This is a genomic window from Cohnella candidum (assembly GCF_003713065.1).
Taxonomy (GTDB): Bacteria; Bacillota; Bacilli; order Paenibacillales; family Paenibacillaceae; genus Cohnella; species Cohnella candidum.
In genome coordinates this window covers 3,945,521-3,966,717 of sequence record NZ_CP033433.1, presented here as the reverse complement: position 1 = coordinate 3,966,717, position 21,197 = coordinate 3,945,521, and the positions used below count along the sequence as shown (strand labels likewise).

The 21,197-nt window shown below is 60.1% G+C and carries 20 protein-coding genes; 15 read left to right on the top strand and 5 right to left on the bottom strand.

Annotated elements, in window-relative coordinates; translation table 11 throughout:
- The first annotated feature begins 147 nt into the window (after window positions 1-147).
- From EAV92_RS18115 to EAV92_RS18085, 7 genes are all read left to right on the top strand, one after another.
- Window positions 148-2,037, top strand: a complete 1,890-nt coding sequence (locus tag EAV92_RS18115; protein WP_123042394.1) for a beta-L-arabinofuranosidase domain-containing protein — start codon at window positions 148-150, stop codon at window positions 2,035-2,037.
- 99 nt (window positions 2,038-2,136) lie between these two features.
- On the top strand, window positions 2,137-2,553 hold the full coding sequence (locus EAV92_RS18110; protein ID WP_123042393.1) for an SRPBCC family protein: 417 nt from the start codon (window positions 2,137-2,139) through the stop codon (window positions 2,551-2,553).
- Window position 2,554: 1 nt separating this feature from the next.
- A complete protein-coding gene (locus EAV92_RS18105) occupies window positions 2,555-2,881 on the top strand; it encodes an ArsR/SmtB family transcription factor (RefSeq protein WP_123042392.1) in 327 nt (108 codons plus the stop codon).
- Between the two features lie 113 nt (window positions 2,882-2,994).
- The gene (locus EAV92_RS18100; RefSeq protein ID WP_164472836.1) at window positions 2,995-3,501 is read left to right on the top strand and encodes an RNA polymerase sigma factor; all 507 of its coding nucleotides are present in this window, start codon (window positions 2,995-2,997) and stop codon (window positions 3,499-3,501) included.
- The gene (locus tag EAV92_RS18095; RefSeq protein WP_123042390.1) at window positions 3,498-4,832 is read left to right on the top strand and encodes a TolB family protein; all 1,335 of its coding nucleotides are present in this window, start codon (window positions 3,498-3,500) and stop codon (window positions 4,830-4,832) included. The genes EAV92_RS18100 and EAV92_RS18095 overlap by 4 nt, the downstream gene beginning before the upstream one ends.
- A gap of 12 nt (window positions 4,833-4,844) precedes the next feature.
- On the top strand, window positions 4,845-5,384 hold the full coding sequence (locus EAV92_RS18090; protein WP_123042389.1) for a hypothetical protein: 540 nt from the start codon (window positions 4,845-4,847) through the stop codon (window positions 5,382-5,384).
- A gap of 162 nt (window positions 5,385-5,546) precedes the next feature.
- The gene (locus EAV92_RS18085; protein WP_123042388.1) at window positions 5,547-6,371 is read left to right on the top strand and encodes a CPBP family glutamic-type intramembrane protease; all 825 of its coding nucleotides are present in this window, start codon (window positions 5,547-5,549) and stop codon (window positions 6,369-6,371) included.
- A gap of 58 nt (window positions 6,372-6,429) precedes the next feature.
- On the opposite strand, the gene EAV92_RS18080 is transcribed toward EAV92_RS18085, so the two are convergent.
- The 4 genes from EAV92_RS18080 to EAV92_RS18065 all read right to left on the bottom strand — a co-directional run bounded on the left by EAV92_RS18080 (window position 6,430) and on the right by EAV92_RS18065 (window position 10,382).
- Complete coding sequence (locus EAV92_RS18080; RefSeq protein ID WP_123043799.1) at window positions 6,430-8,004, bottom strand: catalase; 1,575 nt, start codon at window positions 8,002-8,004, stop codon at window positions 6,430-6,432.
- Between the two features lie 132 nt (window positions 8,005-8,136).
- Window positions 8,137-8,859: a peptidylprolyl isomerase gene (locus EAV92_RS18075; RefSeq protein WP_123042387.1), complete on the bottom strand. Its 723-nt coding sequence runs from the start codon at window positions 8,857-8,859 to the stop codon at window positions 8,137-8,139.
- 33 nt (window positions 8,860-8,892) lie between these two features.
- Window positions 8,893-9,732, bottom strand: a complete 840-nt coding sequence (locus tag EAV92_RS18070; protein ID WP_123042386.1) for a 1,4-dihydroxy-6-naphtoate synthase — start codon at window positions 9,730-9,732, stop codon at window positions 8,893-8,895.
- On the bottom strand, window positions 9,729-10,382 hold the full coding sequence (locus tag EAV92_RS18065; protein ID WP_241158307.1) for a futalosine hydrolase: 654 nt from the start codon (window positions 10,380-10,382) through the stop codon (window positions 9,729-9,731). Before EAV92_RS18065 ends, EAV92_RS18070 begins: the two co-directional genes overlap by 4 nt.
- A gap of 272 nt (window positions 10,383-10,654) precedes the next feature.
- Here EAV92_RS18065 and EAV92_RS18060 point away from each other — a divergent pair, with 272 nt between their 5' ends.
- From EAV92_RS18060 to EAV92_RS18050, 3 genes are all read left to right on the top strand, one after another.
- Window positions 10,655-12,349, top strand: coding sequence for an ABC transporter ATP-binding protein (locus tag EAV92_RS18060; protein ID WP_420888832.1), 1,695 nt, complete (start codon window positions 10,655-10,657; stop codon window positions 12,347-12,349).
- Window positions 12,330-14,210 (top strand): ABC transporter ATP-binding protein, encoded by a 1,881-nt coding sequence (locus tag EAV92_RS18055; RefSeq protein WP_123042383.1) that lies wholly within the window; start codon window positions 12,330-12,332, stop codon window positions 14,208-14,210. The genes EAV92_RS18060 and EAV92_RS18055 overlap by 20 nt, the downstream gene beginning before the upstream one ends.
- 120 nt (window positions 14,211-14,330) lie before the next feature.
- The gene (locus EAV92_RS18050; protein WP_206424233.1) at window positions 14,331-15,701 is read left to right on the top strand and encodes an MFS transporter; all 1,371 of its coding nucleotides are present in this window, start codon (window positions 14,331-14,333) and stop codon (window positions 15,699-15,701) included.
- Between the two features lie 52 nt (window positions 15,702-15,753).
- On the opposite strand, the gene EAV92_RS18045 is transcribed toward EAV92_RS18050, so the two are convergent.
- Window positions 15,754-15,882, bottom strand: a complete 129-nt coding sequence (locus tag EAV92_RS18045; protein ID WP_123042381.1) for a DUF4023 family protein — start codon at window positions 15,880-15,882, stop codon at window positions 15,754-15,756.
- Between the two features lie 722 nt (window positions 15,883-16,604).
- On the opposite strand from EAV92_RS18045, the gene EAV92_RS18040 reads away from it, so the two are divergent.
- The 5 genes from EAV92_RS18040 to EAV92_RS18020 all read left to right on the top strand — a co-directional run bounded on the left by EAV92_RS18040 (window position 16,605) and on the right by EAV92_RS18020 (window position 21,197).
- A complete protein-coding gene (locus EAV92_RS18040) occupies window positions 16,605-17,891 on the top strand; it encodes an MFS transporter (protein WP_123042380.1) in 1,287 nt (428 codons plus the stop codon).
- The gene (locus tag EAV92_RS18035; RefSeq protein ID WP_123042379.1) at window positions 17,848-18,921 is read left to right on the top strand and encodes a M42 family metallopeptidase; all 1,074 of its coding nucleotides are present in this window, start codon (window positions 17,848-17,850) and stop codon (window positions 18,919-18,921) included. The genes EAV92_RS18040 and EAV92_RS18035 overlap by 44 nt, the downstream gene beginning before the upstream one ends.
- Before the next feature lie 11 nt (window positions 18,922-18,932).
- Window positions 18,933-19,550, top strand: coding sequence for a TetR/AcrR family transcriptional regulator (locus tag EAV92_RS18030; RefSeq protein ID WP_123042378.1), 618 nt, complete (start codon window positions 18,933-18,935; stop codon window positions 19,548-19,550).
- A gap of 352 nt (window positions 19,551-19,902) precedes the next feature.
- Window positions 19,903-20,523, top strand: coding sequence for a TVP38/TMEM64 family protein (locus EAV92_RS18025; RefSeq protein ID WP_123043798.1), 621 nt, complete (start codon window positions 19,903-19,905; stop codon window positions 20,521-20,523).
- Window positions 20,520-21,197, top strand: a complete 678-nt coding sequence (locus EAV92_RS18020; protein ID WP_123042377.1) for an HNH endonuclease — start codon at window positions 20,520-20,522, stop codon at window positions 21,195-21,197. Before EAV92_RS18025 ends, EAV92_RS18020 begins: the two co-directional genes overlap by 4 nt.

The following is a 21,197-nucleotide window of genomic DNA, read 5'->3' as shown; positions in this document are numbered from 1 at the left end:
GCTGAAGAGCCGGAACGGAAAACCGCCCAAACTCCAACAATGTTGCGATAGGATAAAAACGAAGTGCGATCGTGTATAGGAACAGGGTGCGAAAGAGGTGTATAGTGGTCGCGAACGCATCATTCCATCAGGGAAGGAAGAGCGAACATGAACGTATATCCGACCGCATTCGAATCGCTGCCCCTCGGAAGCATCAAACCTGCAGGCTGGCTGAGAAACCAACTTCGCATTCAGGCGGAGGGCCTGACCGGGCATCTGGAGGAGCATTGGCCGGACGTCGGGCCGGACAACGGCTGGATCGGAGGCCAAGGAGACAGTTGGGAACGCGGCCCTTATTACCTCGACGGGCTGGTGCCGCTGGCGTACTTGCTCGAGGACGAGAAGCTGATCGCCAAAGCGGGCCGGTGGATCGAATGGACGCTGGGCAGCCAGCGGGAAGAAGGGAATTTCGGTCCGGATCACATCGCGACCGTTAATCACGACGTGGACAAAAAGCAGGATTGGTGGCACCTGACGATCATGGTCAAGGTGCTCACGCAGTATCAGGAAGCGACGGGGGACGAGCGGGTCGTTCCTTTTCTGGCGAAATTTTTCGGTTACGTGAACCGGACGATCGGCGAGCAGCCGCTGCGGGGCTGGGCGGAAGCCCGGGGCGCGGACTTGCTGCTGGGCGTGCTGTGGCTGCACAGACGTCAGCCGGATCCGATGCTGCTGGAGCTGGCGGAAGTGATCGCGGAGCAGACGACGGATTGGACGGGCATTTTCCGGAACTTCCCGTACTGGCGCAAAGTCGAGCAGTGGGATTGGCGCACCCATGTGGTAAACGTGGCCATGGGGCTCAAAACGCCGGCCATTCAATACGAGCTGGACGGCACGCCGGAACTCAAAGAAGCCGTGGACCGCGGCATCGACAGCCTGATGACGTATCACGGACAGGCTCACGGCATGTTTTCCGGGGACGAATGGCTGTCCGGCACGCACCCGAGCCAAGGGGTAGAGCTGTGCGCCGTCGTGGAATACATGTTCACGATGGAGCAGTTGGTCCGCGTTTTCGGGGACGGCCGGTACGGCGACATTTTGGAAAAAGTGGCGTTTAACGCGCTTCCCGCGGCCATCTCGAAGGATTGGACCTCGCACCAGTACGATCAGCAGGTGAACCAGATCGTGTGCAACGTCGCGCCGCGCGCCTGGAGCAACGGGCCGGAAGCGAACCTGTTCGGCCTGGAGCCGAACTTCGGTTGCTGCACGGCCAACATGCACCAAGGCTGGCCCAAGCTGGCTTCGCATCTGTGGGTGGCCGACGGGCGCGGCGGATTGGCCGCAGTGTCCTACGCCCCGTGCGAAGTGAGTGCCCGGGTTGGAGATGGGGCACAATTACGGATGAAAGTGGAGGGAGAGTATCCGTTCCGGGAAGAGGCGACTCTGCGCCTGTCGCTTGATCGTCCCGCGACCTTCGCGCTTGCGCTGAGAATTCCGGGCTGGTGCGCGGCACCGACCATTACGGTAAACGGAACTCCGGTCGTAGCCGGGATCCCGGATAAGGGATACGTGCAATTGCATCGCGAATGGGCGGACGGCGACACGGTCGTGATCGGACTGCCGATGGAAATCCGCACGGAGAGCCGGCATTTCAACGCGGTCAGCGTGGAGCGGGGCCCGCTCGTCTACGCGCTTCCGATCGGCGAGAACTGGCAGCAGCTCACCCGCCGCGCACGTTTTCAAGATTGGGAGATCTACCCGGCCTCCCCTTGGAAGTACGGGCTCCTTGAAGGCACGGAGTTCCGGTTCAACCGGCAGGAAGACATCCCAGAGCTTCCGGAGCAGCCGTTCGACGCATCGCAGTCGCCGGTGCGCATCACCGCTTTGGGCCAGCCGGTGCGGAATTGGGCGATGGAAGGCAACAACGCCGGGACGCCGCCGCTCGTGCCGGATACGGACGGGTCGCCGATCGTGGAGCTTACGCTCGTTCCCTATGCCGGCGCCAAGCTGCGCATCGGGGAGTTCCCGGTCATTGAGCGAAGAAAACACCGGATTTGAACCCGAGTATCTTCCAGTTGACATGAAACCTTTTAGTTTCGTATAATCGATCTCATGAAGTGAAACCAAATGGTTTCGTAACAGAAGGAGGATAACATCATGTCGCAAACATTGCCGGATATTCGTCAGACGAAAGTATTGAAAGCGCCGATCTCCAAAGTATGGGAAGCCGTCTCCACGGCGGAAGGCATCTCTTCTTGGTTCATGCCGAACGACTTCCAGCCGGTCGTCGGCCATGAGTTCCATCTCGAAGCCGGCCCGTTCGGCCAATCTCCTTGCAAAGTGACGGTCATCGATCCGCCGAATCGCGTGTCATTCAACTGGGGCAAGGATTGGACGCTGACGTTCGAATTGAAGGAGCTGCCGGAAGGCGGCACGGAATTCACGCTGATCCACGGCGGTTGGGATGCCGAGAAGGTTACCGAATTCAACCAACCGCACACGCAGGTGCGCGAAATCATGGCGAACGGCTGGTCCGGTATCGGCAACAAACTGGCTCAGTTCATCGAGGGCTGAAATGCCGGAGACGTTGCCGAAACACGACGTCTTCCAAGCGATTGCCGATCCGACCCGCCGCAAGCTGCTGCTGCTGCTCGACGAAGGGGAGATGCCAGTGACCGCGCTCAGCGGGCATTTTCCGATGAGCCGCACGGCCGTGTCCAAACATCTGCGCATCCTCGCCGACGCCGGCCTCGTCAAGGAGCGCAAGGTCGGCCGGGAAACCCGGTACCGCATGGATCCGGATCCGCTGCTTGAGCTCAAACGCTGGCTGAACTATTTCGAACGTTATTGGGAAAACAAATTGGCCGCTCTCCAGCGGTACGTCGAATCCGACGAAGCTTGAATCCGAACGCCTGTCCCGAGGGGGCAGGCGTTTTTTTTGCGCGGTCCTGTAACGAAATGAAACGGCGCTCGTTTACAATGACAGAGCCGGCTCTTATTCACGGAGGATCGATCATGTTGGACTGGGAAAGCATCTGGAAAGAACATTGGCAGGAAACGTACAGATACATTTACTACAAAGTCGGAAGCAGGCAGGAAGCGGAGGATTTGACGCAGGAGACCTTCATCCGCCTCATGCGCAGCGGCAAGGATTACGCGGACTCCCCGATCGTCGGTTTGCTGAAACGGACGGCCATGCGGCTCATCATCGACCGGTGGAGGAGCGACAAAAGCCGGGCCCAAACGGTGGCGATGGACGACAGGGTCTTAGGTGACGATGGATCGGGCGATCCGGAACACCGGTACATTCACGACGAGCAGGTCCGCCAGGCGCTGGACGTCCTGAACGAAGACCAGCGGACGATCGTCCGGCTTCGGCTGATCCAAGGGTATTCCGTCAGGGAAACCGCGGAACTGACCGGCAAAACCGAAACCTCCGTTCGAACGCTGCAATTCCGCGCGATACGAACCATTCAACAAGCGCTTGGCATCAAGGCCGGGCAAGGAGAGATGATCACATGACCGATGCAAGGGAACGACAGGTATCGGCCTTATTGGACGAGGAGCAAGATTGGGAAAGGTTGTTGTCCGCCGACCCGGAACTGGCGGGCATCGCGGAAACGATCGAGCGCGTCCGTTCCGCCCGTACGTTCGAGCCGGCTTCGGCGGGCTTCGAAGAGCGGGGCTGGCAGCGGATCCTGCAGGAAACGAAAGCGACACCGACGGTCGTGAAGGAGGCGCCTCCGGCGCGCCGGGTACGTCCGTCCTGGCGAAAGCGAGGTTGGCTGACGGCGGCGGCATCGCTGATGGTCGCGGCGGCCGTGTTCTCCAGCCAGTGGTGGTCCGGCGAGACGGTCAGCGCCTCCGAGATCCGGGTGACCGGCAGCGGAGAGCTCGCGGATCTGGGCGTACAGGCCGCCCTCTACCCGCGGTATGCCGGGAACCTGGACACCGTCACCTACGGTACGGATGATCGGGTGAATGTTTGGAATCGGGTCGACTACACATCGCAGGCTTTCCCGCTCGGCTTCGCTTACATGCGGGATATGGCTTGGTCGCCGGACGGCAGCCTGGCAGCATTCGTGGGTTACGAGTCCGGCACGCCAGGGCCTTCTTCGCCGGGCCTATGGGTTGTCCAACGCGATGGAAGCGCACCGAAGGAAATCGCCAAACCGGGCGACGACGATACGGCGTACGAAAGCCCCGTCTGGTCCCCCGACGGCAAGAAGATCGCCTTCACCGCCACCCATGCGACGCTGTCGGACGAAACAGGCGTTGTGCAGGAGCAGAGGGTCATGATCGTGAACGCCGACGGTACCGGCCTTACCGCCGTTGCGAAAGGCAAGGAGCCTTCGTGGTCGCGGGACGGCAGCCAAATCGCCTACGCGGCGCCGACGGATTCGGGCATAACGGAGATCCATATCGTCGACGTCAACGGCAGCGGGCATGACCGCGCTCTCGTCTCCGGCAGCCAGCCGGCTTGGTCCCCGAACGGCCCGTTCATCGCGTTCGTCAAAACCCGGATCGAGCATCGCGCCCTGCGGACGGACGCGAAAGGAAAGGAAACCTTCACGGCTGACGTCACGTATCAAGAGCTGTGGGCGGTGAACGCCGAGAGCGGCAAGGAGACGCCGCTGACGACCGGTATTTACCCGGAAGATAGGATCAAGCGCCTGCTGGCCGAATCCGACGCCAAAGGTGAGACGTCGGCCGCATACACCGTCAGCGCCATTAGTTCCGAAGAAAGCCCGGCTTGGTCGCCGGACGGCGCCCGCATTGTGTTCTCCCGCAACACGAACGAAGAGAAAGGCCCGCATTTTGCGCTGCAAGAACTCAACATCGCATACCGCTAGGAGATGACCGTCATGATGAAAAGATTCCTGATTCTGCTGTCCGCGGGCTTGCTGCTCACGGCAGCGGCCTGCAGCACCGCGAAATCGAACCAAGAGGCTTCGCCTTCCTCTGCGGCCCCGTCCGCATCCGCGTCGGGATCTGCACAGCCTGAAGCTGCGCCCTTGGACAAGGGCACGCCGGTCAAGGCCATTCACCTTTCCATCCTCCTGCCTTCGGCATGGACGACGCAAAACGGGGAAGAATCGTTCACCTTCCAAAATGGAGGAACGCCGGTCGGCGGCCTGGATGGTTTGGGCTACAACGATACGCTCGAAGGGCTGCTGCCGAATGGCGCAACCGTCGACTCGCAAACCGAGCTCAAGGATTTTCCGGTGAAAACGATCGAAGCGAAGCTCACGATAGAAGGCGAAGGGGAAGACGGCAAACGAGAAGAACTGCACTATTTCTTTTTCCTTGCCGATCAGAAAGTCGTGTACGACCTTCGCTTCGACGCCAAGCAGGTGCAGGAAGACGAGGCGATGAAGATCGCCAAGAGCGCAACCGTATTTTGACGGGGAAGGGCACGGATGACTTTCGGCTAACCGCCGGCGGCTCAAATCGTGACTTCAAGTTATCCGAAAGTCACTCCCAGGGGGTGACTTTTTTTTGTTACCTTGTTTTCGAAGGGCGATAAGCCTCTTAAATCACGACCTCGAAAATAAGGAGATAAACCCATGTTCGACAACTTGAAGGATTCCGGAAAAGCTTGGCTGTTCGCGATTATGGTACTTGCGTTGGGGGTAGGCTTCAGTTACATCGCCGGGATCAGCTCGACGGTTTACATGTTCACTCCGATGCTGGCCGCTCTGCTGATGACGATGGTGCTGACTAAGGAGGGATACCGCAAGGAAGGCTGGAAGAAGCTCGGCCTTCATAAGCTGGGGCTGCGCGGCTGGCCGTTCGCCTTGATCGTGCCGGTGATTCCGCTGGCCTTGAGCTATGCGGCGGCCTGGGCGTTCGGATTGTCGGAATGGCGGGTGCCGGACAAGCTGTTCGGCTTCGAGTGGAGCGCGGCTCCGATCGTTCTGGTCATCGTATACGTGAAATCGGTGCTGTTCGAATCGCTTGGGGAAGAAGTGGGCTGGCGGGGTTACCTGCTGCCGAGGATGGTCGGGAACAACGAGCGCAAAGGCTTGCTGCTGAACGGGCTTCTTCACGGCGTCTGGCACGCTCCCATCATTTTGAACACGACGGAATACCATGACGGCGAAAACGTATGGATCCTGTTCCCGCTCATGGTGCTGAGCACGATGTTCCTGGCTCCGGTAATCGGAAGGCTTCGGCTGAAAACGGGGAGCGTATGGACGGCTTCCATGATGCACACGACGCACAACCTGACTTGGGCGGTGTTGGCGGAGCTGTATGTTAACAAGTCGGATGCCGCGGCTTATGTCTCCGGCGACATGAGCTTGGTCGTCGTGCTCTTCTACGCCGGATTGACGCTGTGGATGTGGAGGAAGCCCGCAGCGAAGGCGGTATCGAGCGCGGTAACCGCTTAAAGCGCGCATAATATCGCGAAGGCCGCCCCTTGCCGGGCGGCCTTCGAACGTAACATTTTCAATACGGATCGGCTTGGTGACCCATCTGGCCGGAATTCTTCTTATCCGCGCCGGAGATCGTGTCCGACATTGCGCCGCTCACGATCGCTTCCTTCACCCGCCGTCCGTATTCCGGATCGGCTTGCGTGAAGTAGCCGATCATCCGCTCCCGGATATCCTCCTTGCACTGGCTGAGGGCGCCGGCCAGATTGGCGATCAGCTCTTCGCGCTCCCAATCCTCGAACTCCCGGTACGTCTGCCCGGCTTGCCCGAAATCATTCGTCCGGCTGATTTTCTCCCGGACCAGTCGGGCGTTATATTCCGGCTCGTGCGGCTTGCCGTCCCGCGGCGCCTCGCGGAGCCCGCCCAGCGAAGAGGGCTCGTAGTTGACGTGCGGGTTTTGTCCCGGCGCGCGGTCGACCTTGTACTGCATCTGGCCGCCCTGCTGGTTGGTCGCGACTCTCGCCTTCGGGGCGTTGATCGGAAGCTGCAGGTAGTTCGGGCCGACGCGGTACCGCTGGGTGTCGGAATACGAGAACGTGCGGCCTTGCAGCATTTTATCGTCGGAGAAGTCCAGGCCGTCCACGAGCACGCCGGTGCCGAACGCCGCTTGCTCCACTTCGTTGAAGTAATCCTCGGGATTGCGGTTCAGCGTCATTTTGCCTACAGGCAGGAACGGGAACTGATCCTTCGGCCACAGCTTGGTATCGTCCAGCGGATCGAAATCGAGCTCTGAATGTTCGCCGTCCTCCATGATCTGGACGCACAGTTCCCACTCCGGGTAATCGCCCCGCTCGATCGCTTGGTACAAATCCATCGTGGCGTGGTTGAAATCGGTGGCCTGGATCTCGTTCGCTTCTTTTTGCGTGAGGTTTTTAATGCCCTGCTTCAGCGGCTCCCAATGGTACTTGACCAGCACGCCTTTGCCTTCCTGGTTCACCCATTTGTACGTATTGACGCCGGAGCCCTGCATTTGCCGGTAGTTGGCCGGAATGCCCCACGGCGAGAACAAGAACGTGACCATGTGCGTCGCTTCGGGAGATAGAGAGACGAAGTCGAAGAAACGCTCCATGCTTTGCACGTTGGTAATCGGATCGGGCTTGAACGCATGGACCATGTCGGGAAATTTGATCGGATCGCGGATGAAGAAAATTTTCAGGTTGTTGCCGACCAGGTCCCAGTTTCCGTCTTCGGTGTAAAATTTGACGGCGAATCCGCGCGGGTCGCGCAGCGTCTCCGGGGAATGGATGCCGTGAATGACGGTGGAAAAGCGGACGAAGACGGGGGTTTGCTTGCCGGTTGCTTGGAAAAGCTTCGCCCGGGTGTACTTGGATACCGGTTCGTCGCCGACTTTGCCATACGCTTCGAAGACGCCGTGTGCGCCAGCGCCCCTGCCGTGAACGACGCGCTCCGGAATGCGTTCGCGGTCGAAATGGGTGATTTTCTCGATAAAATGGTAGTTCTCCAGCGTCGTCGGCCCGCGGCTGCCGACCGTTCGGACATTCTGGTTGTCGTGGATCGGGTGGCCTTGGCGGTTGGTCAGCGTATCTTCGTTTCCGGAACCGCCGGAGCGGTTCTGCGTTTCGTCAGTCATCAATTCGCCGCCTTTCGGAAGATGGATGTCCCCGGTATTTTTACCAACCGCCGCAAAATCATAAACCGGGACGGCAAAAACGCCCAAAGCTCTTGATGAGCCCTGGGCGTCTGGCGTTTCGGCCATTTTCGGTTACTTGATCGTTTCCGGTTCCTTGTATTCCACGCCTTTGGTGTCGACGGTCATTTTCTTGATCGCCATCGGCTTCAAGGGCATCGTCCCGTACGGATCGCTCGGGTCGATCTTCTGGTTCACGATTTCGTCCACCGTGTCCATGCCCTCCAAGACGTTGCCGAATGCCGCGTATTGGCCGTCGAGGGACGGGGCGTCGGCGACCATGATGAAGAATTGCGAGCCTGCCGAGTCGAGCGGCTGCGATTTGCGAGCCATCGAGAGGATGCCGCGCTTATGCTTCAGATCGTTTTGGAAGCCGTTGGCCGTGAACTCGCCTTTGATCGAATACCCGGGGCCGCCGGTTCCGTTGCCGTTCGGGTCGCCGCCCTGGATCATGAAGCCGGGCATGACGCGGTGGAAAATGGTGCCGTCGTAGAAGCCCTTCTTGATGAGCGAAATGTAGTTGTTGACCGTGTTCGGCGCGATGTCCGGGAACAGCTCGAGCTTGATCGTGTGCCCGTTGTCCATCTCGATCGTGACGACCGGGTTTTTGTCCGAATGCGGGGCCGTATCGCTCGCAGCGGAAGCGGCCGGAGACGAAGAAGCCGATTCGGCAGCCGATTCGGAGGCGGAAGGCGAGGCGCCGCCCGCATTGGTTTCGTTCTTCTTGCCGCATGCCGCCAGGATCATCGTAAGCGCGAGTACGAGAAACATCGTTAATCGAAGCTTGCTTGTCTTCATCGTTCTTGACTCCCCGTTCCAATGATTTTTTCGTTACCGCAGGGCTGCCGGGTCGATCGCCGGCACCAAGCCTTCCCGCGCGGCGCGCCCGAGCAGCGCTTCGATCGCGGCGAAGCCTTCTTCGCCGAGGTCGGCGGTAAACTTGTTCACATAGAGATCGATGTGATCCTGCGCCACCTTCGGGTCCATCTCTTGCGCATGCCCCAGGACATACTCCTTCGAGGCTTCAGGGTGCGCCCACGCATACTCGACGGATTGGCGCGCCCAGGAAGCGATCCGCTCCGCGTCTTGGTCCCGTCGGGCGATGATGGCGCCCAGCGGAATCGGCAGGCCGGTGTCGGCTTCCCACCAGCTTCCCATGTCGGCCAGCTTCGTCAGGCCGTAATTCGGGTAGGTGAACCGGGCTTCGTGGATGACGAGGCCGGCGTCGATCTTGCCGTCCCGCACGGCGGGCATGATCTCGTGGAACGGCATCACGACAATCTCGCCGAAGCCGCCCGGCACCTGCTGGGCCGCCCAGAGCCGGAACAGCAGGTAAGCGGTCGACCTCTCGCTCGGAACGGCGACCCGCTTACCGGCGAGCGACGCCGGGCTCGAGATCCCGGACGCTTCGCCGGCCGTCAGGACGAGCGGTCCGTTGCCCCGGCCGAGCGCTCCCCCGCAAGGGATGAGCCGGTACTGATCCAGCACATAAGGGAGAGCGGCGTACGAGATTTTGAGGACTTCCGGTCCGTTCGGTTCCGCCGCTAAGTGATTGGTGATATCGATATCCGCGTACAGGACGTCCAGCTCAGGCGCCCCGGGAATGAGCCCGTGCACCCAGGCATGAAAGACGAACGTATCGTTGGGACAAGGAGAAAAAGCGATTTTCATGCGTTTCCTAACACCTCCGGTAATAACGCGCATGCGGCTTCGAGAGCCTTCAGCGCTTGTGGGATCTTCCATGCGGCGCGGTCGCGGGGACCGACGGGGTTGGAGATGGCGCGGAATTCCAGCACCGGCAACCCCCGTTCGCCCGCGGCGACGGCCACGCCGTAACCTTCCATGCCTTCCGCGGCCGCGCCGGGAGTCCGCCTGGCCCGTGCCGCCGCCGAATCGGCCGTGCCCGTGACGGTACATACCGTCAGTACGGGACCGAGGCGGACCGGCAGCCCGGCTCCTTCGATCGCCCGCGCCAGCTTGTCCGCCAGCGCCTTGTCCGGCTTCGCCCTGGCCGAGCCGAACCCCAGCTCGTCCAGCGGAAGGAAGCCGGACGGCGTCTCGGTGCCAAGATCCGCCGCGACGATTTCGCTTGCGACGACCAGGCTGCCGACCGGGGCGGTTCCGATAAATCCGCCGCCGATTCCCGCGCTCACCACGAGCCCGTAATCGCCGCCGGCCAGCTTGGCCGCCGTGCGGGCGGCCGCCATGGCCGGACCGACTCCGGCCAATGCGACCTCAAACCGGGCGTCGCCGTCCAATCCGCGCAGTACCGCCTCCCGCTCGGCATCCACCGCGGTCATCACGAGCACCTTTTTCCCCATCGTTTTCGTCTCCTCGCCAGCTCGCTCGAATCCCATTCGTCCGAAAAAAATCCCTTCATCCAAATTAACGCTAACGTAAGGTGCTGTCAAAGGGAGGGGGTCGTGACTTTTGGTTTCCACAGCAGTATCTTTAAACATGCAGGGTTTTCGGGAAGGGGGCCTTCGGGGTCCCGAGGTATTATTGTTAAGGCAGAGGAGGGTGCGGAGTGGGTGTCTTTCGTCCTTATGTGCGGAAGTACGGAAAGCTTTTTCTGATCGCGATTTTCTTCTTGATGATCGAGTCCGCCGCCGATCTGCTGCTGCCGACGATCATGGCGCGGATGGTCGATGACGGCGTCACCGGCTCCGACATGCATGAAGTGCTGCGGCTGGGCGGCCTGATGCTCCTCGTGACGGCAGGTGGCGCGCTTGGCGCGACGATCCGCAACTTGATCGCGAGCCGGGTGTCCCAGCGGTTCGGCGCGGACGTGCGGTCGGATCTGTTCCGCAAAATCCAGACGTTCACGTTCGAGAGCATCGACAAGTTCGACCGGCCCTCGCTCATGACGCGTCTGACGAACGACGTGACGCAGGTGCAGAATTTCGTCAACGGCCTCATGCGCATTTTCGTGAAGGCGCCGATGATCTGCATCGGCAGTCTCATCATGGCCGCGAATCTCAATCGCCATTTGGCGTTGGTGCTGCTGATCGTCGTTCCGGTCGTCGGGCTGCTCATCTTCATCAACATGAGGATCGGGTTCCCGCTGTTCGCGAAGGTGCAAGGGGCGCTGGACCGGATCAACGGAGCGTCCCGCGAGTATTTGTCGGGAGTACGGGTCGTTAAAGCATTTAACCGGTTCGACCATGAAATGGGGAAGTTCGACCGGGCGAACGAGGAGTATCGGGAGCGTACGACGGTGGCTTCGCGGGTGATGGCGGTGTTCAGCCCCGGCGTCATGCTGACGGTCAATTTCGGCATCGCGGCGATCATTTGGATCGGCGGCCTGCGCGTCAATGCCGGCAGCATGCAGGTGGGCGATATTCTCGCTTTCATCCACTACATGACTCAGATTCTGTTCTCGCTGCTTATGATCTCGTTCGTGTTCAACATGTTCGTGCGGGCCAAAGCTTCGGCGGAGCGGATCGGCGAGGTGTTCGAGGAAGGGCGGCGGATGGAACGGGAACCTGCGCGCGAGGCAGGAGCGGCGCCTGCTGGAGGGCCTGCGCCTAAGCTGGAGTTCGACCGGGTGAGTTTCTCGTACGAAGGCGCGTCCGGGGATCCGGTGCTGAAAAAAGTCTCGTTCTCGTGCTTGGCGGGGGAAACGGTCGGCATCATCGGCTCCACGGGCTCCGGTAAAAGCACCTTGGTCAGCTTGATCCCGAGGTTCTACGACGTTTCGGCCGGCGCAGTCCGCGTCGACGGCGTTGATGTCCGGTCGCTGGAGCCGCAAGAGTTGCGGGAAAAGATCGCGGTCGTCCCGCAAAAATCGATCCTGTTCACCGGGACGATCGAAAGCAACATCCGTTGGGGCAAAGAAGACGCGACCGAGGAGGAAGTGGCTCAAGCGGCGCGCATGGCGCAAGCCGAAGAGTTCATCTCCAAATTTCCGGAGCGGTACGGCACCCCGCTGGGACAAGGGGGCGTCAATTTGTCCGGCGGGCAGAAGCAGCGGCTGTCGATTGCCAGGGCGCTCATCCGCCGGCCGGATATCCTGATCCTAGACGACAGCACGAGCGCGGTGGATACGGCGACGGAGACGCGGATCAAGCAGGCGCTGAAAGCCTACGCGCAAGGGATTACTTGCCTGATCATCGCCCAGCGGATCACGTCCGTCATCGATGCGGACAAAATCATCGTGCTTGACGACGGCGAGATCGCGGGCATCGGCAAGCATGACGAACTGCTCAGGATGTGCCGAAGCTATCAGGAAATTTTCCGGTCCCAGATCGGCAAGGAGGTGAGCGCGAATGTCTCAGCCACCTCGTGACGCGGCCGGTCCGCGCGGCGCCGTTCCCGCTCCGCGGGCGGGCGGCTTCGGTCCCGGAGGAGGGCATCCCGGAAGAGGCGGCCCCAAAGTGAAACCGAAGGATTGGAAAAGCACGCTGAAGCGCTTGTGGTCCTACTTCGGGAAAGAAAAAGGACTGCTCACGTTCACCTTCTGCATGGTGATCGTCGACTCCGCGATTACGCTCGCCGGTCCTTATTTGATCGGCTTGTCCATCGACACGATGGCGAACGGGCGCGGTCAAGTCGATTTCAATCAGCTGCAAATCGTGCTGATCGCGCTGATGGCGGCCTACTTGTCCGACGCGGCGCTGACCTTCGCGCAGGGCTGGTTGATGGCGGGCGTGTCGCAGCGTATCGTCCTTCGCTTGAGGCGGTCGCTGTTCGCCAAAATCCAGAGGCTTCCGCTGCGCTTCTTCGATACCCGTTCCCACGGGGAGCTGATGAGCCGGCTGTCCAACGATATCGACAACGTCAGTTCCACGGTGGCCCAGGCCGTCGTGCAGGTCATGACCGGTTCGATTTCCATCCTGGGCGCGCTCATCATGATGCTTTACCTCAGCCCGCTGCTGACGTTGGCGAGCTTGATCACGGTGCCCGCGGTTTTCCTGCTGACGAATACGATAGCACGCAAAACCGGGCCGCTATTCAAGGAGCAGCAGGTACGGCTCGGCGCGCTGAACGGGCAAGTGGAGGAAACGATCTCCGGCATTCACATCGTCAAAGCTTTCAACCGGGAAGAGAAGGTCATCCGCGAATTCGAGGCGGTCAACGACGAGCTGTGCAAGGTCGGCGTTCAGGCGCAAATCCGTTCCGGCTTTCTCATGCCGCTCATGAACGTGATCGGCAACGTCGGCTTCGCCGCGATCGCGATCACCGGCTCGTGGATGGCCGTGGAAAAAATGATCACCGTCGGCGTGATCGCCAGCTTCCTGAGCTATTCCCGGCAATTCGTCCGTCCGCTTAACGACTTGGCCAATACGTTTAACCAACTGCAATCCGGCATCGCCGGCGCGGAACGGGTGTTTGAGGTGTTGGACGAGGAAGAGGAGCCGGCGGATCCGCCGGAAGCGGTCCGGCTCGAAAACACGTCGGGGCATGTGCGGTTTGACAATGTTTCGTTCGGTTACCGGCCCGACGTGCCGATCCTGAAGGGCATCAGCTTCGAGGCGCCTGCAGGCACGAGCACGGCTTTCGTGGGTCCTACCGGCGCGGGCAAAACGACGATCGTCAACCTGCTCACCCGGTTTTATGACGTAACCGGCGGCTCCATTGAAATCGACGAACGAGATATCCGTACTTATACGATGGACAGCCTTCGCCGAAGCTTCGGCATCGTGCTTCAGGATACGTACCTTTTCTCCGGAACGATCAAGGAGAACATCCGGTACGGCAATCCGGAAGCGACGGACGAAGAGATTCGGGAAGCCGCGGTTCTCGCCAACGCGGACACCTTTATCCGCAGGCTGCCGAACGGCTACGATACGGTGCTCGCGGAGAACGGGGGCAATCTCAGCCAAGGGCAGCGTCAGCTGCTCGCGATCGCGCGGGTCATCCTGGCGAAGCCTTCGATCCTCATCCTGGACGAGGCGACGAGCAGCATCGACACCCGCACGGAGCTCCAGATCCAGGATGCCATGCTGCAGGTCATGAAGGGGAGAACCTCGTTCATCATCGCTCACCGGCTGAACACGATCCGCGAGGCGGACCGGATCATGGTCATCGACCACGGGCAGATCGTGGAGCACGGCAGCCATGATGAATTGATGGAGCGCAAGGGCGTCTACTATCGGATGTACATGAACCAGTTCGGAAACCTCGAAGAGAAGGCCGCCGGCGAATGACCGGCGGCTTTTTGCCTTTAACGGAAGTTTTTTCGTTTCGTGCCGCTCTTTTTTGGGCAGAGTAAGACGGTGCTTCGGATGGCACCGATCCTACAGTCCAAGGAAAGGGGACCAGCCTGCATGCCCTCAAGCCCATCCTCCGCCGGCACCCGCCGGCTCGACGGCCAGACGCGGCTCTTGCTGCTGGTGAACGGTTTGTACATTACCGCCAGCCTGTTGTCCGGCACGTTTCTCGGGATTTACATATGGAAAGCCTCCCGCAATTTCGTGCTTCTCGGCTGGTTTACGCTGCTCACCCACGTCTTGATGGCCGTGACCTTCTGGATAGCGGGGTACCTGGCCAAAAAAGGCCGCAGCGGCACCTGCATCCGTCTGGGAATCGGGGTTTCCGCCGTTTTTTACGGCATCGTGCTGCTGCTGGGCAAAGCGGCCGTTAACTATGTATGGCTGCTCGGCATGGTGCAGGGACTCGCGGTCGGCCTGTTTTGGCTTGGCTTTAACGTGATTTATTTCGAGGCGACGAATGCCGCCAACCGCGACAAATTCAATGGGTTTGCCGGAGTGACGGGTTCCCTGGTCGGGATGGCCGCGCCTTGGGGCTCCGGTTATTTCATTTCGCATATGGCGGGGGAGAGCGGGTACCGGATCATTTTCATGGTCTCTCTCGGCATTTTCGTCGCGGGGGTGCTCGTCAGCTTCCTGCTTCATAACCGGGAGCCGGGCGGGCAATACCAATGGCGCCTTCCGGCCAAGATCTGGCGGGTCCCGCGCACGCCTTGGCGGCCGGTTATCGGAGCGCTCATCGCGCAAGGATTCCGGGAGACCGTGTTCGGCGTTCTGATCGGGCTTCTCGTGTATATCCATACCGGCAGCGAAATGAAACTCGGCAACTACTCTTTGATCACCCAGATCGTGGCGTTCGTGACCTTCTTCGCGGTCGGCCGATGGCTGAAGCCCCGCTGGCGCCGGATCGGCATGCTCGTCGGGACGATTGCGATGACGCTGGTCATCCTGCCTTTCTTCTTCGGCGTGAACTATACGACGCTGCTGATTTTCGGGATCGGCACCTCGCTGTTTATCCCGTTTTTCACGATTCCGATGACGTCGTCGGTGTTCGACCTGATCGGCACGAACGAGGAAAGCGTCCGCCAGCGGTCGGAATACGTCGTGCTCCGGGAGCTGTCGTTAAACGTTGGACGCATTCTCGGGATGACCGTATTCATCGTCACGCTGAGCATCAGCAAAGCGCCCGCGGTCATCAACTGGATGATGCTGCTGATCGGGAGCGCCCCGATTATAAGCTGGTTTTTCATGCGAGATAGGCTAGCCCCCAAGCTGGAACGGGATCACTCGGCGGCGCGAGCCGTTCCCTTCTTCGTGCAAGGCTCGGAGGAACGGGACCATGTCCGGCATAAGCGGCCGGCCCTCGAGCACATCGCTCACGGCGATTTTCAGGGAAACGACGACGCCCGCGAGCAGCCTCAAACGTAAGCCGAAAACGAAGAAAGCCATGACACCGAATCGCCGGCGTCATGGCTTGTTTTCATTTCATCGTGCCTTTGCGTTTGTTGGGCAGCTGCTTGCCCGGATTGCCTTGGGCGTGCTTGCGGTTATGCTCCTGTTTTTCCTGGTTTTCCTCCAGCTTGTTCACGAATTCCCCGGTGCTATCCATCGTGTCTCCTCCTTTCGGGCGTTTCCGCTTAGGATTCCCTCTGGATCGGTTTTGGTAATCGGGAACGGAACGAAACCTCCATTGCGGGAGTATCGGGTTGTGGGGCGTCGGTTGGATGGTCTCATTTTGCGACGATGATGGGCGGCTGTGCGTAGAGTGGCAGATAATAGTCACATTTTGCGACGATGGTGAGCGGTTTTGTGCGGGGTGGCAGTTTATAGTCACATTTTGTAACGATAATCGGCGGTTTTATTTGGGGTGGTGCGATAAAGTCACATTTTGCGACGATGTGTTTAAGCCTCCGCGGTGGAACGAGGAACATGACGCAAGCAATCGTAAGATTCGCCCTTGTGGAGGATCTTTTTTTGTGTTTAAATAAAAATGAACGACCGGTCGGTTTTATTTATTTTGGAGGCAAGGTGCTTTTAAGACGGTTTGGCCGTCTTGCATAGCCGAATAGGGCAGAAGCGAGTTACTCCAAGACGGTTTGGTCGTCTTACAGAGCCCTTACCTGCGTATGGTTGTTACTCTAAGGCGATGAGGCCGTCTTGCGGAGCTTTTCATGTGCGCGGACGGTGCCCTAAGACGGTTTAACCGTCTTACGGCAATCCTGTAACCGGGAAAAACCCGGCTAGAGAGCGCCAAACCGCTTGTCCCACCGTTGTAACCGGGAAAAACCCGGATGCAGCGTCCCCATCCACCCCACCCCCTGGGAGGTCCCGATGAAAAACAAACTTTACCTCTACGTGAAAGCGTTCTCCGACCTCGGCTCGCGCATGGACACGATCGTGCTCGGCGCGCTTATTTACGCCGCGACCCAGAGCGTCGGCTGGCTGTCCGCGTCCATGGCGGCCGGCGTCATCGGAGGCCTGCTGTCCGGGTTCGTGTCCGGCGTCGTTGCCGACCGCTTCGACCGCAAGAAGATCATGATCGTCACGGACTGGCTGAGGTGCGGACTCATCCTGCTGCTCATTCCGTTCCCGCAGCCGGAAATGATTTTGCTCGTCCGGTTCCTCATGGGCCTCGTGGGCAGCTTTTTCGAGGTGAGCTACAACGCGGAAGTACCGCAAATCTACGGGGACCAAAATTTGCTCAACGTCAACGCGCTGATCTCCCGCCTCGGCGCCGTCAGCATGGTCATCGGGTTCCTCGCCGGCGGTGTGCTGCAGGACCAGCTCGGTTATGAAGCCGTGCTCGTGATCGACTCCCTGTCCTTCCTCCTGTCCGCCATCGCTTTGCAACGGATGAAGTGGGATCACGCCCGCGCCGCACCGCCCGAAGCCAACGACGCAGGCAGCGACACCGCCGCCGCACTCCCGAAGAGCAGCATCGGCAGCGTCTTACGGCAGCAGTGGGGAGACCTGAAGGAGGTCGCGGCGTTCCTCAAAACCCAAACCGCGCTCCTCATCGTCTTCATGGTGTTCCTAGCCGACACATTCGGCGCCGGTTCCCACAACCTGGGCGCGCCTCTCCTGGCCGAAAAGCTGGATCCGAACCGGCAGGCGCTATTTTACGGACTGATTTGGGCGACCTGGGGAGCGGGCAACGTGCTATCCACCTTCATCATGCCGAAAATCGCCTGGTTCCGCCGCCACCCGGGACGGATTTACCTGCTCGCCACGCCTTTCATGTCGCTCGGGTTCATCGGGATGTTCGCCACCGAGCAGGTCGAATGGGTCCTGCCGGCATCCTTCGCCACCGGGATCGCCGATGCCATCGCGATGACGACGCTGATGACGGTGTTCCAGCAGACGGAAAACCGGATCCGCGGCCGGATTTTCGGCGTCTCCGCCGTGCTGAACCGGCTCGGCTTCGGGCTCGGTTTCATCGCGGCCCCGCTGATCATGGAGAAGCTCAACCTGTTCGAAATGGTCATCACGCTCCACGGTTTCGTTATTGCCGCCGCTTTGATCGGCATTTTGCTTTACCGAACCACAACAGTCAACGCTGAGAGGAAAGAAGCCCATGGACAAATTGACCCAGTTGATGAAACGGCTGTCGGAGGTTGACGGAGTACCCGGCTTCGAGCACGAGGTGCGGACCGAAATGGAACGCTGGCTGGCCCCGGTTGCGGATGAAATCCGGCGGGACCGCTTGGGCGGAGTCGTCGGCGTGAAAACGGGGCTGGCGGAAGGTCCGAGGATTTTGCTGGCAGGGCATTTGGACGAGGTCGGATTCATCGTTTCCCATATTACGCCCAAAGGCTTTCTCCGCTTCCAGCAGCTCGGGGGATGGTGGCCGCACAGCCTGCTGTCCCAACGCGTGAAAATCAAAACGCGGCGCGGCGACGTCATCGGAATCGTCGGAGCCAAAGCGCCTCACGTCCTTCCCGCGGAAGAACGCGGCAAGGTGATGAAGCTGGAAGAAATGTACATTGACATCGGGGCTACCAGTCCGGAGGAAGTCTCAGAAATGGGCGTCCGGCCGGGCGACCCGATCATCCCCGCCGCGGATTTCTTCACCCTGAAGGAGGATCGGCTTTGGGCCGGCAAAGCGCTGGATAACCGCGCGGGCTGTGCGCTGGCCATTGAAGTGCTGGAGCGGCTGCAGGGAGAGAGCCATCCGAATATCCTCTTCGCGGGGGCGACCGTCCAGGAGGAAGTTGGACTGCGCGGAGCCGCGACGCTGGCCGAGCTGGTCAAGCCGGACATCGCCATCGCGGTGGACGTCGGCGTCTCGATGGATACGCCCGGACTGGACGGCCAGCAGGTTCCCTGCGACATGGACAAAGGTCCGATCGTCGTGCTGCTCGACGCGCACATGGTCTCGCATCCCGGCTTGCGCAATCTCGTGCTCGACACGGCCGAAGAGCTGGGCATCCCGGTGCAGACGGCGGTCAGCATGGGCGGCGGGACGGACGCCGGGCGGTTCCACATGAACGGCATCGGCTGCCCCTCCGTTGCGCTCGGATTCGCCACGAGGTATATTCATACTCATAACGCGGTCATGTCGCGGCGGGATTTCGAACAGACCGCCGAGCTCGTCACCGAAGTGGTCAAAAAGCTGAGCCGCGAGCGGATCCAAGCATTTTTTCATTAGGAGTTGCAGCCATGTCACCGAAGGTTTCCGATGCCTACAAGGAAGAGAAACGCGCGGCCATCCTGGAGGGCGCCCTTCACTGTTTCACGGAGAAAGGGTTCCAGGCCACGAAGGTCGAGGACATCGTCCGGCATCTCGGCATGAGCAAAGGAGCCATATACGGGTATTTCGCCAGCAAGGAAGACATGTACATCCAGATGTCCAACGGCCGGATGGACGCGATGGTCCAAAGTCTTCACGAGCAATTCAAGAACATGCCGGGAGCGACGGATAGAATCCGGTTCCTGTTCGGCCGATTCCGCAACCAAAGCTTGGACGAAATCCGCAAATGGATGACGTTCCACCTCGAGTTCATGCTGTACGCGTCCCGCCAACCGGCGCTCGTCGACACGCTCGCCGCTTATTCCAACAAGGCGATCCAGTTGTTGCGCGAGATTTTCGAGGAAGGCAAACGGACCGGCGAATGCCGGCAGGACCTGGACGAAAATGCGGCGACTTACCTGTTTTGGGCCGTTAGGGACGGACTTGCGCTGCAATTTCTTCTCGACGGCGAGGCGGCGGACTACGGGCGTTACTTGAACGAGGCGGAACAAATGGTTTTGCGATACATCGGCAACGCTTCCTCCTGAGACAGGGGGAGGCGTTTTTTTTGTATGACAACCACCCTCGGCGAGCATGCAGTTCGATTTTGCACGCTTGGAGTCGACGCGCCTACCCGCACATACGCTGCTATTCGATTTTGCACTCTTAGAGAGGTTTTTTGTAAAACGCCTTCCGAAAATCCCCGATTAGTTGTGCATTTTCGAACTACAGCCTGCCCTCGGGACACTTTCTTCCGTGCAGTTGTGCAAAATCGAACTGCGCTGCAAAAATGAATCGCCCTCCAATTCCGGCCAAACAGGCACCTCCCCAAGAGGTGCCTGTTTCTTTGGCGGGCCCATGGTATACTTACTCCATAAGTACATTCGCGCGGGTGCCATCATGAGTCTATCCCATTACGTCTCTTCCCTGACGGAAGAGGATCTGAAGTCCTGGCTGGAAAGATACCGTTCGCTCGGCCCCCTTCCCGGCATTCTGCTTACCTTCGCCAAGTCGTTCATCCCGCCGCTGCCCACGATTCTCATTGTTGGCGTAAATGCGGCGGTGTATGGGCTGTGGCTTGGTTTTCTCTATTCCTGGATCGGCATCGTGGCGGGATGCGTGACGACGTTCCTGATCGTGCGGAGCATTGCCGGCCATCCCTGGCTGGACCGTTGGGCGCAAAAACCGAAGGTACAGAAAAGCTTGGCCTGGGTTCGGCGGAACGCCTTCAGTTACGTGTTTTTGCTGAGCCTGTTCCCGGTCGGCCCCTTCGTGGTCATCAACATGGCCGCCGCGGCCGCCCGGATGTCGTTTCGGTCCTTTCTGATCGCGATCGTCTTCGGCAAGGCGATCATGGTTTTCGCCGTTTCGATCATCGGACATGACGTCGGCCGATTCATCGAACGTCCGGCGGAGCTGATTTATGTCGTGTTGTTCGTGGGAGTTTCTCTGTACATCAGTAAAAAAATCGAACGGCGATTCGCCGAAAACGCGGAACGGAGAGGAGGGGACGCCGCATGACGCACTCGGACAAAGGTTTGCATAAAGCATGCTCGGCCTGCGGGGAAATGAAGCCGCTCGACGATTTCCCGCGGAGGACCGGCCGCAAAGCCGGCCAGCAGGCGCGCCGGGGCACCTGCAAGAGCTGCATGCGGCGGAAGCGCCGAGTCCCGGCCGCAGCCACGGCTGCACCGGAGCCTCGCGTTCACCCCGCGCCCAAGCCAAGGAGCGGCATGCCCAAACATCCGCCGCGGCCGACTGCGGCCACTCGCAAAAGGCAGCCGGAGTCGGCCGGCCATGCGATCGCGGACCCGACGGACGCTTCGGCCCTCGTCCCGACCCGGCAAGGCTTCATCCGCATGCGGGGACGGACGGACAAAGGCCGCCGGTGGTTCCAGGAGATCGATCTCCCGCTCGCCGTGACGCTCGTGAAGGAGCGGGCGGCCGTCGTCGTGAACCGGCATACGATCCGCCGGCTGTTCAGCAACAAGGATTTCCGTCGATATATTCTGACTCGGGACAAGCATACCTGCCATTATTGCGGGCAATACGGCGACACGATCGATCATCTGCTGCCGCGGGCCAAAGGCGGACATACGACGCCGGACAATTGCGTGTGCGCATGCAATGAATGCAACCAGTCCAAGGCGGACCGCGACTTGGAAGAGTTCGTGGGTGCCCGCGCGGGAGGCTGA

Bases quoted from the DNA above. Each gene is read 5' to 3' on its own strand.
- EAV92_RS18115 (WP_123042394.1), top strand. From the start codon at position 148: ATGAACGTATATCCGACCGCATTCGAATCGCTGCCCCTCGGAAGCATC.
- EAV92_RS18110 (WP_123042393.1), top strand. From the start codon at position 2,137: ATGTCGCAAACATTGCCGGATATTCGTCAGACGAAAGTATTGAAAGCG.
- EAV92_RS18105 (WP_123042392.1), top strand. From the start codon at position 2,555: ATGCCGGAGACGTTGCCGAAACACGACGTCTTCCAAGCGATTGCCGAT.
- EAV92_RS18100 (WP_164472836.1), top strand. From the start codon at position 2,995: ATGTTGGACTGGGAAAGCATCTGGAAAGAACATTGGCAGGAAACGTAC.
- EAV92_RS18095 (WP_123042390.1), top strand. From the start codon at position 3,498: ATGACCGATGCAAGGGAACGACAGGTATCGGCCTTATTGGACGAGGAG.
- EAV92_RS18090 (WP_123042389.1), top strand. From the start codon at position 4,845: ATGATGAAAAGATTCCTGATTCTGCTGTCCGCGGGCTTGCTGCTCACG.
- EAV92_RS18085 (WP_123042388.1), top strand. From the start codon at position 5,547: ATGTTCGACAACTTGAAGGATTCCGGAAAAGCTTGGCTGTTCGCGATT.
- EAV92_RS18080 (WP_123043799.1), bottom strand. From the start codon at position 8,004: ATGACTGACGAAACGCAGAACCGCTCCGGCGGTTCCGGAAACGAAGAT.
- EAV92_RS18075 (WP_123042387.1), bottom strand. From the start codon at position 8,859: ATGAAGACAAGCAAGCTTCGATTAACGATGTTTCTCGTACTCGCGCTT.
- EAV92_RS18070 (WP_123042386.1), bottom strand. From the start codon at position 9,732: ATGAAAATCGCTTTTTCTCCTTGTCCCAACGATACGTTCGTCTTTCAT.
- EAV92_RS18065 (WP_241158307.1), bottom strand. From the start codon at position 10,382: ATGGGGAAAAAGGTGCTCGTGATGACCGCGGTGGATGCCGAGCGGGAG.
- EAV92_RS18060 (WP_420888832.1), top strand. From the start codon at position 10,655: ATGATCGAGTCCGCCGCCGATCTGCTGCTGCCGACGATCATGGCGCGG.
- EAV92_RS18055 (WP_123042383.1), top strand. From the start codon at position 12,330: ATGTCTCAGCCACCTCGTGACGCGGCCGGTCCGCGCGGCGCCGTTCCC.
- EAV92_RS18050 (WP_206424233.1), top strand. From the start codon at position 14,331: ATGCCCTCAAGCCCATCCTCCGCCGGCACCCGCCGGCTCGACGGCCAG.
- EAV92_RS18045 (WP_123042381.1), bottom strand. From the start codon at position 15,882: ATGGATAGCACCGGGGAATTCGTGAACAAGCTGGAGGAAAACCAGGAA.
- EAV92_RS18040 (WP_123042380.1), top strand. From the start codon at position 16,605: ATGAAAAACAAACTTTACCTCTACGTGAAAGCGTTCTCCGACCTCGGC.
- EAV92_RS18035 (WP_123042379.1), top strand. From the start codon at position 17,848: ATGGACAAATTGACCCAGTTGATGAAACGGCTGTCGGAGGTTGACGGA.
- EAV92_RS18030 (WP_123042378.1), top strand. From the start codon at position 18,933: ATGTCACCGAAGGTTTCCGATGCCTACAAGGAAGAGAAACGCGCGGCC.
- EAV92_RS18025 (WP_123043798.1), top strand. From the start codon at position 19,903: ATGAGTCTATCCCATTACGTCTCTTCCCTGACGGAAGAGGATCTGAAG.
- EAV92_RS18020 (WP_123042377.1), top strand. From the start codon at position 20,520: ATGACGCACTCGGACAAAGGTTTGCATAAAGCATGCTCGGCCTGCGGG.